10 protein-coding genes and 1 pseudogene are annotated in these 13,363 nt (G+C 73.3%); 5 read left to right on the plus strand and 6 right to left on the minus strand.

Features of this window, described 5'->3' with window-relative positions; all coding sequences use genetic code 11:
- Positions 1-41: 41 nt before the first annotated feature.
- The 4 genes from ACF061_RS23200 (at position 42) to ACF061_RS23215 (ending at position 5,595) form a co-directional block, all read left to right on the plus strand.
- Entirely contained in the window at positions 42-365 is a 324-nt protein-coding gene (locus tag ACF061_RS23200) for a helix-turn-helix transcriptional regulator (protein WP_137981170.1), read from the plus strand.
- A 439-nt stretch (positions 366-804) separates the two neighbouring features.
- Complete coding sequence (locus ACF061_RS23205; RefSeq protein ID WP_392268851.1) at positions 805-1,011, plus strand: DUF397 domain-containing protein; 207 nt, start codon at positions 805-807, stop codon at positions 1,009-1,011.
- A gap of 248 nt (positions 1,012-1,259) precedes the next feature.
- Positions 1,260-3,617 (plus strand): ATP-binding cassette domain-containing protein, encoded by a 2,358-nt coding sequence (locus ACF061_RS23210; RefSeq protein WP_392268852.1) that lies wholly within the window; start codon positions 1,260-1,262, stop codon positions 3,615-3,617.
- Between the two features lie 220 nt (positions 3,618-3,837).
- Positions 3,838-5,595 (plus strand): NlpC/P60 family protein, encoded by a 1,758-nt coding sequence (locus tag ACF061_RS23215; protein ID WP_392268853.1) that lies wholly within the window; start codon positions 3,838-3,840, stop codon positions 5,593-5,595.
- Between the two features lie 102 nt (positions 5,596-5,697).
- Here ACF061_RS23215 and ACF061_RS23220 read toward each other — a convergent pair.
- The 5 genes and pseudogenes from ACF061_RS23220 to ACF061_RS23240 all read right to left on the minus strand — a co-directional run.
- Positions 5,698-6,492: pseudogene (locus ACF061_RS23220) on the minus strand (lysophospholipid acyltransferase family protein); the annotation flags it as partial.
- Positions 6,492-7,277, minus strand: a complete 786-nt coding sequence (locus ACF061_RS23225; RefSeq protein WP_392268854.1) for a GNAT family N-acetyltransferase — start codon at positions 7,275-7,277, stop codon at positions 6,492-6,494. The gene ACF061_RS23225 and the pseudogene ACF061_RS23220, both read right to left, overlap by 1 nt.
- Positions 7,278-7,716: 439 nt before the next feature.
- Positions 7,717-8,466, minus strand: coding sequence for a succinate dehydrogenase/fumarate reductase iron-sulfur subunit (locus ACF061_RS23230; protein ID WP_392268855.1), 750 nt, complete (start codon positions 8,464-8,466; stop codon positions 7,717-7,719).
- Complete coding sequence (locus tag ACF061_RS23235) at positions 8,463-10,421, minus strand: fumarate reductase/succinate dehydrogenase flavoprotein subunit (RefSeq protein WP_392268856.1); 1,959 nt, start codon at positions 10,419-10,421, stop codon at positions 8,463-8,465. The genes ACF061_RS23230 and ACF061_RS23235 overlap by 4 nt, the downstream gene beginning before the upstream one ends.
- Position 10,422: 1 nt before the next feature.
- Positions 10,423-11,094 (minus strand): succinate dehydrogenase, encoded by a 672-nt coding sequence (locus ACF061_RS23240; RefSeq protein ID WP_392268976.1) that lies wholly within the window; start codon positions 11,092-11,094, stop codon positions 10,423-10,425.
- Positions 11,095-11,214: 120 nt separating this feature from the next.
- On the opposite strand from ACF061_RS23240, the gene ACF061_RS23245 reads away from it, so the two are divergent.
- Positions 11,215-12,102 (plus strand): LysR family transcriptional regulator, encoded by an 888-nt coding sequence (locus ACF061_RS23245; protein WP_392268857.1) that lies wholly within the window; start codon positions 11,215-11,217, stop codon positions 12,100-12,102.
- A 363-nt stretch (positions 12,103-12,465) separates the two neighbouring features.
- Here ACF061_RS23245 and ACF061_RS23250 read toward each other — a convergent pair whose 3' ends face one another.
- The gene (locus ACF061_RS23250) at positions 12,466-13,359 is read right to left on the minus strand and encodes an NAD(P)H-binding protein (RefSeq protein WP_392268858.1); all 894 of its coding nucleotides are present in this window, start codon (positions 13,357-13,359) and stop codon (positions 12,466-12,468) included.
- Between the last annotated feature and the right edge of the window lie 4 nt (positions 13,360-13,363).

The raw sequence follows: 13,363 nt of genomic DNA on the forward strand, positions 1-13,363 counted from the left end.
GAGTGGATAAGCTCAGGTCCTGGCACGGATGGAGGGAAGCGATGCGTGAGGTGTCCCAGCCGGCGACCGAGGCGATCCGGATGGTGGAGGTGCTGCGTGCGCTGGCCGATCCGGTGCGACTGGAGATCATCCAGCGTCTCGCCGTGACCGGTGAGGAGAGCTGCAACGCCATCGGCGGCGACCTGGACGTTCACCAGACGACGCTGTCCCACCACTACCGGGTGCTGCGCGAGGCGGGGGTCACCTGGACCACCGTCAAGGGCCGATCCCGGCTGGTGCGGCTTCGTCGTGACGACCTGGACGCGTTGTTCCCCGGCCTGCTCGACTCCGTACTGAACGGAGCTCGCCCACGCACTCGGCCGTAGAAGGCCGACACCCGACGTCGCACTCGCGGCGACCTGGGCGAACTCTTCCACTCAATCCGCGAGGGGAAAGGGAGGGTGGTGCCATCAGGCAGCCGGATCGGCTCTGTTGTTCGCCATGAGCCGTCACCCCCGACAAGCAACTGTCGGTAATCACCGATGCAATCTGTGACGCCCACCCTTCCGGGGCTTCATCGCAGTAAATACCGGATTCACTGCGGCAGACCACAAGCGCGGGAAGATCACCGCCAAGGGCGGGGCTACAGAGTGGATTCACTGGCAGTCCGGCACCGCCCAGCTGGCCGAGGCGCTGAGCAGGTTCTCCTACGATCCCCTGCTCATCTCTGGGCTGTTGCAGACCGAGGCGGTATGGGATGCTGCGCGCGCAGGCCCTCAACGCCGAGGAGTCCTCTCGTCTCATCGAGCGCATGGCAGGGCAGCTATGAGCACCGATCGGTACACCTCTCGGACCGCTGAACTGGACTGGTTCAAGAGCAGCTACAGCGGGACGAACGGTGGCGACTGCGTCGAGGTGGCCGCCGGCCTGGACGCCGTGTACGTACGGGACACGAAGGGCGCGGGCGGTGGACCGGTGCTGCGGGTCGGCCGGGACGAGTGGGCGGCGTTCGTGGCGCTCACGGTGGAGTAGGGCCGCGCACGGCTTCCGAGCGGCACAACGGGCTCGCTCACGTCACTTGGGGTGATGTGAGCGAGCCCGCTGTCATGCCGTCGGCTCGGAACACCGGCTCGACGCACGCCGTATCCGAGCGACCGGCTCGCCGCGGGTGGGCTGACCGGCTGACCGAAGCGGTGTTCGCGTAGAATCGCGGGGTTTGCCCGTCCTCGTGTCCGCGTCCTGCCCGCCCGTCCGAGCCCCTCCCGTCCCGGAGTCACGCCATGCACACCCCCCACGACCCGTACGTCCGTGTCCGCGGTGCCCGCGAGCACAACCTTCGCGGGGTGGACGTGGACATCCCGCGGGACGCGCTGGTCGTGTTCACGGGGGTGTCGGGGTCGGGGAAGTCGTCGCTGGCGTTCGGGACGGTCTACGCGGAGGCGCAGCGGCGGTACTTCGAGTCGGTGGCGCCGTACGCCCGGAGGCTGATCCACCAGGTGGGGGCGCCGAAGGTCGGGGAGATCAGCGGGTTGCCGCCCGCGGTCTCGCTCCAGCAGCGGCGGGCGGCGCCGACGGCCCGGTCGTCCGTCGGGACGGTGACGAACCTGTCCAACTCGCTGCGGATGCTGTTCTCCCGGGCCGGGGACTACCCGCCGGGCGCCGAACGGCTCGACTCGGACGCCTTCTCGCCGAACACGGCGGCCGGGGCCTGCCCGGAGTGCCACGGGCTGGGGCGGGTGCACCGCACGAGCGAGGAACTGCTGGTGCCCGATCCCTCGCTGTCGATCCGCGAGGGCGCGATCGCCGCGTGGCCGGGCGCCTGGCAGGGCAAGAACCTGCGGGACATCCTCGACGCTCTCGGTCACGACGTCGACCGGCCCTGGCGCGAACTGCCCGCCGGGCAGCGGGAGTGGATCCTGTTCACGGACGAGCAGCCGGTGGTGACCGTGCACCCGGTGCGGGACGCCGACCGGATCCAACGGCCCTACCAGGGAACGTACATGAGCGCCCGGCGGTACGTGATGAAGACGTTCGCCGATTCGAAGAGCCCGGCCCTGCGGGCCAGGGCCGAGGGGTTCCTGACCGCCGAGCCGTGCCCGCTCTGCGGCGGCGGCAGGCTGCGGCCCGAGGCGCTGGCCGTCACCTTCGCCGGGCGCACCATCGCCGAACTGGCCGCGCTGCCGCTGAGCGAACTGGCCGCGTGCCCGCCGGGCACGTCCGAGGCCGCCCGCGTCCTCACCGACGATCTGAGGTCCCGTATCGCGCCCGTCGTGGAGCTCGGACTCGGCTATCTGAGCCTGGACCGGGCCGCGCCCACCCTGTCGGCCGGTGAGCTCCAGCGGCTGCGGCTCGCCACCCAGCTGCGGTCCGGGCTGTTCGGGGTGGTGTACGTCCTGGACGAGCCGTCGGCGGGGCTGCACCCGGCGGACACCGAGGCTCTGCTGACGATGCTGCGGCGGCTGAAGGCGGCCGGCAACTCCGTGTTCGTGGTGGAGCACCACCTGGACGTCGTACGCGGCGCCGACTGGGTCGTGGACGTGGGCCCGCACGCCGGGGAGCACGGGGGCCGGGTGCTGCACAGCGGGCCCGTCGCCGAGCTGGCCGAGGTCGCCGGGTCGGCCACGGCCCGGTTCCTGTTCGGCCGGGCGGCCGGACCGGTGCGCGAGGTCCGGCGGGCCCGCGGGGAGGTGACGGTCGGGCCGGTGACCCGGCACAACCTGCGCGGGGTGACGGCGCGGTTCCCGCTCGGTGTGCTCACCGCGGTCACGGGCGTGTCGGGTTCGGGCAAGTCGACGCTGATCGGTGAGATCACCGGGGTCCTGCCGGGGGTCGGGCGGCTGGTCTCCGTCGACCAGAGGCCGATCGGCCGCACCCCGCGCTCCAACCTGGCCACCTACACCGGCCTGTTCGACACCGTGCGGAAGGTGTTCGCGGACACGGACGAGGCGCGCGCCCGCGGGTACGGCGTCGGCCGGTTCTCCTTCAACGTGGCCGGGGGGCGGTGCGAGACCTGTCAGGGCGAGGGGTTCGTGAGCGTGGAGCTGCTGTTCCTGCCGAGCACCTACGCCCCGTGCCCGGAGTGCGGCGGCGCCCGGTACAACCCCGAGACGCTGGAAGTGACCTACCGCGGGCGCAACATCGCCCAGGTGCTCGACCTGACCGTGGAGGGCGCGGCGGAGTTCTTCGCGGACACCCCGCCCGTGGCCCGCAGCCTGGGCGCCCTTCTGGAGGTGGGCCTCGGCTACCTCCGTCTGGGGCAGCCGGCGACGGAGCTGTCCGGCGGTGAGGCGCAGCGCATCAAGCTGGCCAGTGAGCTCCAGCGCGGGCGGCGCGGCCACACGCTCTACCTCCTGGACGAGCCGACGACCGGTCTGCACCCGGCCGATGTCGAGGTGCTGATGCGGCAGTTGCACGGGCTGGTCGACGCCGGGCACACCGTGGTCGTCGTCGAGCACGACATGTCCGTCGTCGCGGGAGCCGACTGGGTGATCGACCTGGGGCCGGGCGGCGGTGACGCGGGAGGCCGGATCGTGGCCGCGGGCACTCCGGCCGAGGTGGCGCGGACGGAGGGGAGCGCCACGGCGCCCTATCTGGCCCGGGCGGTCCGGCCGGACGGCACGGGGCCCGTATCGGACTGACCGGACTGACCGGACCAACCGGCCGACCGGTCCGACCGCGCGGGCCACGCCGTCCCGGCGGGCGTGCCGGGATGCGCTTCCCAACGGCCATGCCGTGCAACGGTGTTGCGAGGGTGTCCGGGACCGCGTCGGGGTGCGGGGCCCGCGTCCGCCCCGGTGGTCGGCGAGTTCTGACGGCCCGCCACCCCGCCCCGCCGGGCGGCACTGGATCATGGCTGCCATGATGCGTACCTCTCGTCGCGGCCTGCTGGCCGCCTTCGCCGCCTCCGCCGCCTCCGCGTCGCTCGGGGGCCTGGCCGCGGCCCCGGCCCGGGCCGCCGACGCCGCCCCCGTGACCGTGGATCCCCTGCCGGCGCCGTCCGGACTGACCTCGGCCCGTTCCTCGGTGACCCTGCCCGCGCTGGACGCCTCCTACTTCACGCCGGTGACGCTGACCGCCCCGCTCACCGCCACCGTGCTGCCCGGCACTCCGGCCCGTACGGAGGTCACCTCCGGCGGCAGACGGGTGGCGCTGCTCACCCACGGCGCGCGCACCGTGCTGCTGCCGGGCCCGCGAAGAACGTTCGCCGAGAACAAGCGGCCCTTCGTGGACGACTTCGGGCGCACGCTGCCGGACACCTCGCTGCCAGCCGCCGACCGCGCCTACTGGGGAACGTCCCCGGGCGGCGGGAGCTGGTCCACGCTCGGCCCGGACGACACCGACTACTCGGTCGTGCCCGGCGCCGGGGTCATCACGCTGAGCACCGACTACGCCAGCCGGCACGCGAGTCTGCGCGACGGCGCGATCACCGACGTCGACGTGCGCTGCGTGGCCCGTTTCGACAAGGTGCCCGCCGGCCAGGCCTGTTCCCACGCGCTGTCCTTCGGCTACCAGGACACCCACAACAACTACCGGGCCCGGCTGTCCTTCCTGACCACCGGCGCGGTCGAACTGCGCGTGGAGAAGGAGGTCGACGACACGGTCACCCAGCTCGCCCCGGCGCTCACCCTGGCCACGGCCAACGCGGCCGGCACCGACTGGACGATCCGGGTGCGCCGCGAGGGCGCCCGGATCCGGGCGAAGGCCTGGCGCTCGGCCTCGGCCGAGCCGTCGGCGTGGGCGGTGGACGTGAGCGACCCGACCTTCGGCGCGGGCCGGGTGGGGCTGCGCGCCCTCGCCAACAAGGGCTGCACCAACCTGCCGGTCAAGCTGTCGGTGAGCCGCTTCGAGGTGGACGCCGCCAACTGGGAGACGCCGCCGAGCGTCACCCACGGCGACTGGGTGCGCGTGCTGCCCAGGCCCTTCGACGGCACCTGGACGACGGAGCTGGAGCAGACGATCCGCGGCTGGGCCGGCTCCACCGTGCCGGACGTGCTCGCCTTCGCGGCGATGTTCCTCGCCGGCGCCCCCGCCGTCACCGCCGGGGCCGGACCGGCGCAGGGCAGGCAGGTGCTGGGCGAGGCCGGGTACGGCTACCTGGACCCGCACGGCTACCGCTACGAGGGCGCAGACTTCCACGAGTACATGAACGTCGGCTGGACCTTCGACGACGGCCTGTACACCGGGCCGTCCAGCAAGCAGGTCGGCAACCTCGACTGCTCGGGCTACACCCGCATGGTCTACGGCTACCACATGGGCGTGCCGATGGCGGCGGGCGCTGACACCACCGGGGAGCGGATACCGCGCAAGTCACGGGACATCGCGAACTACGCGCCCGGTGTGCTGATCGACCGCACCGACGGCGTCAACCCGCCGGCCGCGGCGCTGCTCCAGCCCGGGGACCTGGTGCTGTTCAACGCCGACTCCGGGGACGACACCACGACCGTCACGGTCGATCACGTCGGGATCTACCTGGGGCCGGACGCGGCCGGCAAGCGGCGCTTCCTGTCCAGCCGCAAGACGGTCGACGGACCCACCATGTCCGACCTGGGCGGCGCCTCCCTCCTGGACGGCACGGGCACCTACGCCAAGTCGCTGCACACCGTGCGCCGCGTCTGAGACGCCGTCCCTCCCCGGCCGCCGGGAAGCCCGCGGCCGCCGGGAATCCCTCGGCGGCCGGGGCCGCCCCGGCGGGACCGGGTGCGTCCGGACCGGTCCGCCCGCGCCGTCCGGCTGGGCGGCGCGGGCCAGGGCGCGGCGGTCCGGGTGGGCGCCCGGTCCGATGGCGGGCAGTACGTCCACCTGGGCCGTCAGGCCGCGTGCCGACGCCACCCGCCACAGCGAGGCGAGCAGGGAGTCGTCGCCGACGAAGGCCGCGGCGGTGCCGTCCGCCGCGCCGTCGGCCAGGCGGTAGCGGATGCGGACCGGCTGGACCGGTACGCCGGCGTCCAGGGCGGCCTGGAAGACCGCCCGGCGGAAGCGCCCCTGGGCCCGGCCGCACCAGGTGCTGCCCTCGGGGAAGGCGGCGACCGCGGTGCCGGCCCGCAGCGCCGCGGCGATCCGCGCGACGGTCCGCGGCAGGGCGCGCAGCCGGTCCCGTTCGATGAAGAGCACGCCCCCGCGGGCCGCGAGCGCGCCCGCCACCGGCCACCGGCGGATCTCGGTCTTGGCGAGCATCCGGGCCGGGCGCACCGCGGCCAGCAGGGGTACGTCGAGCCAGGAGACGTGGTTGGCCACCAGCAGCACCCCGCCGGTGGGCGCGGCGGCGCCGGTGATCCGGACCCGCACCCCGCAGGCCCGTACGAGCGCCCGGCACCAGCGCGCGACCCAGGCGGCGGGGATCCTCCCGCGTGAGCGGGAGCACCCCCGGCCGAGCGGTACGAGGACGATGCCGGCGAGCAGCAGGGCCGTGACCGCCGTGAGCCGCAGCACGGCGCGCGGCACGGCGGCCGCCGACGCCGTCGCCCGCACGCACGTCCCCGGGGTGCAGGGCGCGCTGGGCAGCCAGGCGCTCATCAGGCCGGGACGAGCGAGAGGAAGTGCCGCAGATAGCGCGGGTTGACCCGGCGCATCGACAGCAGCACGTACAGGTCGGCGACGCCGAAGTCCGGGTCGTGGGCGGGTTCGCCGCACACCCAGGCGCCCAGGCGGAGGTAGCCGCGCAGCAGGGCGGGCAGTTCGGAGCGGGCGGCGGGCGGGGCCGGGACGGCGGGGGCGGCCCGCGGGATCCACGGCAGCAGCGGCCGCACGCGGTACTCCGGCGGCGCCAGGTGCTTGGCGCCGACCCGCTCCCAGGCGGCGGAGGCGAGGGCGCCGCCGTCGGCGAGCGGGATCGAGCAGCAGCCGGCCAGCCATTCGTGGCCGCCCGCCACCATGTAGCGCGCTATGCCGGCCCAGATCAGTCCGATCACCGTGCCGTCGCGGTGGTCGGGGTGCACGCAGGAGCGGCCGACCTCGACCAGGCCGGGCCGGATGGCGTCCAGGGCGGTGAGGTCGAACTCGCTCTCCGCGTAGAGGCGTCCGGCGACGGCGGCGCGCTGCGGCGGCAGCAGCCGGTAGGTGCCGACGACCTGCCCGGTGACGGTGTCGCGCACGAGCAGGTGGTCGCAGTACGCGTCGAAGGCGTCGATGTCGTACCCCGGCTCCGGGCCGGCCAGCAGGGCTCCCATCTCGCCGGCGAACACGTCGTGCCGCAGCCGCTGCGCGGCCCGTACGTCCGCCTCGTCGCGGGCCAGGCCGACGGTGTAGCGGGTGGGTGCGGTGGGCAGCGGGGGGCTTTCGAGGGTGGTGGCGCCGGTCATGGCTCTCTCCTGGTCATGGGCCGGTTGCGGAAGAGGCGAACGGGCGGCGGGCGCGGCCCGTCGTCCCTGTTCTTCCGAGGCCGGTTGGCGTCCGCGTGACCGGTGCCGGGAGAGCGGATGTGGGGTTGTTGAACGGCGCGGGCCGCGGGCCGGCCGGCCGCCCGCGGCCCGGGCCGGCGGGCTGGTGCCGCGACAGGCACCGCCGCCGCCGGGCGCTCCGCCGCGGCCGGTCGGCGCCCTGCTCGGGAACGGCGGCCCGGAGGCCGGCGCCGGAGAACCTCGCCCTTCCCTTCGCGCCCGAAGATCAGGCGCGAAGGCCGCCGGGGTACGGCAGCGGCCGTCGTCTGGAGGAAGTACGAGGCGGGGCCGGGGAATGAGCACCACTCCCGGCCCCGCCCGTCCGCCGTCTCGGCGAACGTCCATCGCACGGACGGCGCGGCTACCGCTTGGCCGCCTTCCGGGTCGCGCGCAGCCACTCCTTGTTCATGCTGGTGATCGAGACGAGGGGGATGCCCTTGGGGCAGGCGGTGGCGCACTCGCCGGTCAGGGTGCAGCCGCCGAAGCCCTCCTCGTCCATCCGGGCCACCATGTCCAGGACGCGGGTCTCGCGCTCGGGCGCGCCCTGCGGCAGCACGTTGAGGTGGTTGATCTTGGCGGAGGTGAAGAGCATCGCCGCGCCGTTGGGGCAGGCCGCCACGCACGCGCCGCAGCCGATGCACTCGGCGTGCTCGAAGGCGAAGTCTGCGTCCGGCTTGGGCACGGGGGTGGCGTGGGCCTCGGGCGCGGAGCCGGTGGGGGCGGTGATGTAGCCGCCGGCCTGGATGATCCGGTCGAACGCCGAGCGGTCCACCACCAGGTCCTTGACCACCGGGAAGGCCGCCGCCCGCCACGGCTCGACGTCGATGGTGTCGCCGTCCCGGAAGGACCGCATGTGCAGCTGGCAGGTGGTGGTGCGCTCGGGGCCGTGCGCGTCGCCGTTGATGACCAGGCTGCACGCGCCGCAGATGCCCTCGCGGCAGTCGTGGTCGAAGGCGACGGGGTCCTCGCCGGAGAGGATGAGCTGTTCGTTGAGGACGTCCAGCATCTCCAGGAAGGACATGTCGGGCGAGATGCCGTCCACCTCGTAGGTGGACATGGCGCCGTCGGCGTCGGCGTTCTTCTGCCGCCAGACGCGCAGGGTGAGCTTCATGCGTAGCTCCGCTGGGTGGGGTGGACGTACTCGAAGACCAGGTCTTCCTTGTGCAGGGTGGGGGCCTCCCCCGTGCCCGTGAACTCCCAGGCGGCCGTGTAGCCGAACTCGTCGTCCTTGCGGGCCGCCTCGCCGTCGGGGGTCTGGGACTCCTCGCGGAAGTGGCCGCCGCAGGACTCGGCGCGGTGCAGCGCGTCGAGGCACATGAGCTCGGCGAGCTCCAGGTAGTCGACGACGCGGTTGGCCTTCTCCAGCGACTGGTTGAACTCCTCGCCGGTGCCGGGGACCTTGATGCGCCGCCAGAACTCCTCGCGGATCTGCGGGATGCGCTCCAGCGCCTTGCGCAGTCCGGTCTCGGTGCGGGCCATGCCGCAGAACTCCCACATGAGTTCGCCCAGTTCGCGGTGGAAGGAGTCCGGGGTGCGGTCGCCGTCGACGGCCAGCAGCAGGTTGAGGCGGTCCTCGGTCTCGGCGAGCACCTCCTGCACGGCCGGGTGGCCGGCGGTGAGGTCGTCGTCGGGGGACTTGTGCGGGTTGCGGGCCAGGTAGTCGTTGATGGTGGCCGGGAGGACGAAGTAGCCGTCGGCCAGGCCCTGCATCAGCGCCGAGGCGCCGAGGCGGTTGGCGCCGTGGTCGGAGAAGTTGGCCTCGCCGATCGCGAACAGGCCGGGGACGGTGGTCTGGAGGTCGTAGTCGACCCACAGTCCGCCCATCGTGTAGTGCACGGCGGGGTAGATCCGCATGGGCACCTCGTAGGGGTTCTCCGCGGTGATCCGCTCGTACATGTCGAAGAGGTTGCCGTACTTCTCCTCGACCTTCTTCCGGCCCATCCGCGCGATGGCGTCGGCGAAGTCGAGGTAGACGCCCTGGCCGCCGGGGCCGACGCCGCGGCCCTCGTCGCAGACGTTCTTCGCGGCACGGGAGGCGATGTCGCGCGGGACGAGGTTGCCGAAGGAGGGGTAGATGCGCTCCAGGTAGTAGTCGCGCTCGTCCTCGGGGATCTCGTTCGGCGGGCGGGTGTCGCCCTTGGCCTTCGGCACCCAGATGCGGCCGTCGTTGCGCAGCGACTCGCTCATCAGGGTCAGCTTGGACTGGTGGTCGCCGGTGCGCGGGATGCAGGTGGGGTGGATCTGGGTGAAGCAGGGGTTGGCGAAGTGGGCGCCGCGCCGGTGCGCCCGCCACACGGCGGTCGCGTTGGAGTTCATGGCGTTGGTCGACAGGTAGAAGACGTTGCCGTAGCCGCCGGAGGCGAGGACGACGGCGTCGGCGAAGTACGTGTCGATCCTGCCGGTGATCAGGTCGCGGGCCACGATGCCGCGGGCCCGGCCGTCGACGACGATCAGGTCGAGCATCTCGGTGCGCGGGTGCATCTCGATGTTGCCGGCGGCGATCTGCCGGGACAGCGCCTGGTAGGCGCCGAGCAGGAGCTGCTGGCCCGTCTGGCCGCGGGCGTAGAAGGTGCGGGAGACCTGGACGCCGCCGAAGGAGCGGGTGTCGAGCAGGCCGCCGTACTCGCGGGCGAACGGCACGCCCTGCGCCACGCACTGGTCGATGATCTCCACGGAGATCTGCGCCAGGCGGCGGACGTTGGACTCGCGGGAGCGGAAGTCGCCGCCCTTGACCGTGTCGTAGAACAGCCGGTGGATCGAGTCGCCGTCGTTGCGGTAGTTCTTGGCCGCGTTGATGCCGCCCTGCGCGGCGATGGAGTGGGCGCGGCGCGGGGAGTCCTGGTAGCAGAACTGCACCACGCGGTAGCCCTGTTCGGCGAGGGTCGCGCCCGCGGAGCCGCCGGCCAGTCCGGTGCCCACGACGATGACCGTCTGCTTGCGGCGGTTGGCCGGGTTGACCAGCTTGGCCTCGAAGCGGCGCTTGTCCCAGCGCTCGTTGATCGGGCCGGCCGGCGCCTTGGTGTCGGCGACCGGGTCACCGGTCGTGTATGCGGCGTAGGAGGTCATGTCAGCTCACCACTCCGGTCATGACGCCCACCGGCACGGCGATGAAGCCGGCCGTGAGCAGCACTGCGAGGACGTTGGCGACGGTCTTCAGGGCGCGGTCGCGGGTGCGGCTGCCGACGCCGAGGGTCTGGGCGGCGCTCCAGAAGCCGTGCCGGATGTGCAGGCCGAGCGCGAGCATCGCGACGATGTAGATCACGTCGCCGTACCAGGTGGAGAAGGTGTCCACCACGTTCTGGTACGGGTGGCCCTCCTGGAACCCGCCGGAGTGCACGGTGCCGGTGGTCAGGTCCAGGATGTGCCAGACGACGAACAGGCCGAGGATGATCCCGCCCCAGCGCATGGTGCGGGTCGCGTAGGTCGCCCGCGGCCGGGAGTGCACGTACCTGGTCGGACGCGCCCGGATGTCGCGGCGGCTGAGCTGGTACGCGGAGACGGCGTGCGCGACCACGGCGACCACGAGGACGACCCGGACGATCCAGAGCGTCCACTCGTAGTGCATGAACGGCTCGCCCACGGTGCGCAGCCAGTGGGCGTAGTGGTTGAACTCGCCCGCCCCGAAGTAGATCTTCAGGTTTCCGATCATGTGGGCGACCAGGTACAGCAGCATGATCACACCGCTGACCGCCATCACGGTCTTCTTGCCGACGGTCGAGTGCCACACGGTACGCGCCATGGACGGCCGTCGGTCCGTCCGCGTTGCCAGAGCCATGCCGATGACGCTAGGGCCGAACGGCCCGATCGGTCCAAGACATGGTCTGCCTTGTTTCGATAGGGACTGCCTATCATGGGGCCCATGCAGTTCCAGCAGCTCCAGTACTTCGTGGCGGTCGCCGAGACCCGGCACTTCACCCGGGCCGCCGATCTGGTCCATGTGGCGCAGCCGTCGCTGTCCCAGCAGATCAAGGCGCTGGAGCGGGAGCTGGGCGCGGATCTGTTCCAGCGGGCGCGTGGCAACATCACGCTCACCGACGCCGGGGAGGCGCTGCTCCCGCTGGCCCGGCGGATCCTCGCCGACGCCGACACCGCCCGGCACGAGGTGCAGGAGCTGGCGCAGCTCCGCCGGGGCCGGGTGCGGCTCGGAGCGACCCCGAGCCTGTGCACCGGTCTGCTGCCGGACGTGCTGCGCGCCTTCCACGACCGCTATCCCGGCATCCGGCTGCTGGTCGAGGAGGGCGGCTCGCACGACCTCGTGCGGGAGCTGGCGCGCGGCGCCCTCGACCTCGCCCTGGTGGTGCTGCCGCTGCCCACCCCCTCCCCCGCGCTGACCACGGTGGAGCTGCTGCGCGAGGACCTGGTGGTGGTCTCCTCGCCGGAGGCGCCCGCGCCCGGCGGTCCGGGGCGGCACGCGGTGTCCGTCGCGGACCTGGAGGGCGAGCGGCTGGTGATGTTCCGGCACGGCTACGACCTCAGGGAGCTGACGGTCGCCGCCTGCCGCGCCGAGGGTTTCGAGCCGGATCTCGCGGTCGAGGGCGGCGAGATGGACGCGGTCCTCGGGTTCGTCCGGGCGGGCCTCGGCGTCGCGGTCGTCCCGCGCATGGTCGCCACCCGCTCCGGCCACGGCCTGCGCGTCACCGCGCTGGCCCGCCCCGGTCTGCACCGCACCATCGCCCTGGCCCACCGCAGCGACGTGGCGCCGCCGCGGGCGGCCAGGGAGCTCCAGCGGATGCTGCTGGAGCGCTGAGGGGCCCTCCGGGGGGCTCCGGGTGGGCCCCGGAGGTTCTCCCGGAGGACCCGGTGGGTCTCCCGGAGGACCCGGTGGCCCTCCCGGAGGACCCGGTGGCCCTCCCGGAGGACCCGGTGGCCCTCCCGGAGGGCCCGGTGGCCCTCCCGGGGGTGTGGTCGCGGTCGGATGCGGGTTCGCTCCGGCCGGGCGTGCGGTCCCCAGCGCCCCCGAGGGGAGGCTTCGCGACGTTTTCGAGTGCGGGTTCACCGTGACCGGCCCCGCGGATCCCGGCACCCCTGGAGGTGGGCGTGCGGGTTCACCGTGGGGCTGGGTGCGGGGTTCCCCACGCCCCCGAGGGACGCGGAGGATGCGGCTTCCTGGTCAGCCGGCCAGAGCGGCCGGCTTCAGTACCTCCTCGCACCACTGGCGGAACCCGGTGGGCGCGGTGTCCGGGGTGCTCTGCGCGTCGATGCCGTAGAAGCCCTGCTCGTCCAGCGCCCGCACCATGTCGGCCAGGCCCTGCGCCGAGGCCTCGGACGCCCCGGCTGCGCGCATGGCCGCCGCGTACTCCGCGACGCCGGTCCGCCGCACCCGGACGGTGCGCCCCAGCACCTCGGAGAGGACCTTCGCCATCCCCTCGGTGCTCAGCTCGTCGGGTCCCACCACGGGCACGTCGCCCTGCCCGGTCCAGGAGCCGTCGAGGAGCAGCCGGGCGGCCGTGGCGGCGATGTCACTGGTCGCGCAGGTGCGCAGGACCCGGTCCTCGGTGACGGCCAGGGAGATTTCTCCCCGGTCACGGATGGACGCGAGCTGCCTGAGCAGGTTCTCCATCAGGAAGGGCGGGCACAGCGCGCGGTAGTGCACGCCCGTGGCCGCGATCCGGTCGTCCATGGCCAGCGACGCCGAGATCTGCCCCGCGTCCTTGGCCACGCCCCGGCCCAGGGTGGAGACGGCGACCACGCGCCGCACGCCCCGGGAGGCGATCACCTCGCACAACGGGTCGGTGAAGGCGGCGAAGTGTCCCTCGACGCTGTCGGCGCGGAACGCCGGGGGGACCAGCCAGAACACGCGGTCGGCGCCCTCGCAGGCCGCGGCCAGGACGCCGGGGTCGGCGTGCGAGCCCCGGAACACCTCCGCGGCCTCCCGTGCCCGAGGGGTCAGGCGCGCCGGGTCGCGGACGATGACGCGGATCCGCCCCGCGGCCCCGGGGGCGTCGAGGAGGCGGTCGAGAAGCTGCCGGCCGATCTGACCGGTCGGCGTGGTCACAACGATCACGTGA

The organism is Streptomyces sp. NPDC015220 (assembly GCF_043079345.1).
In the GTDB taxonomy this organism is placed as follows: Bacteria; Actinomycetota; Actinomycetes; order Streptomycetales; family Streptomycetaceae; genus Streptomyces.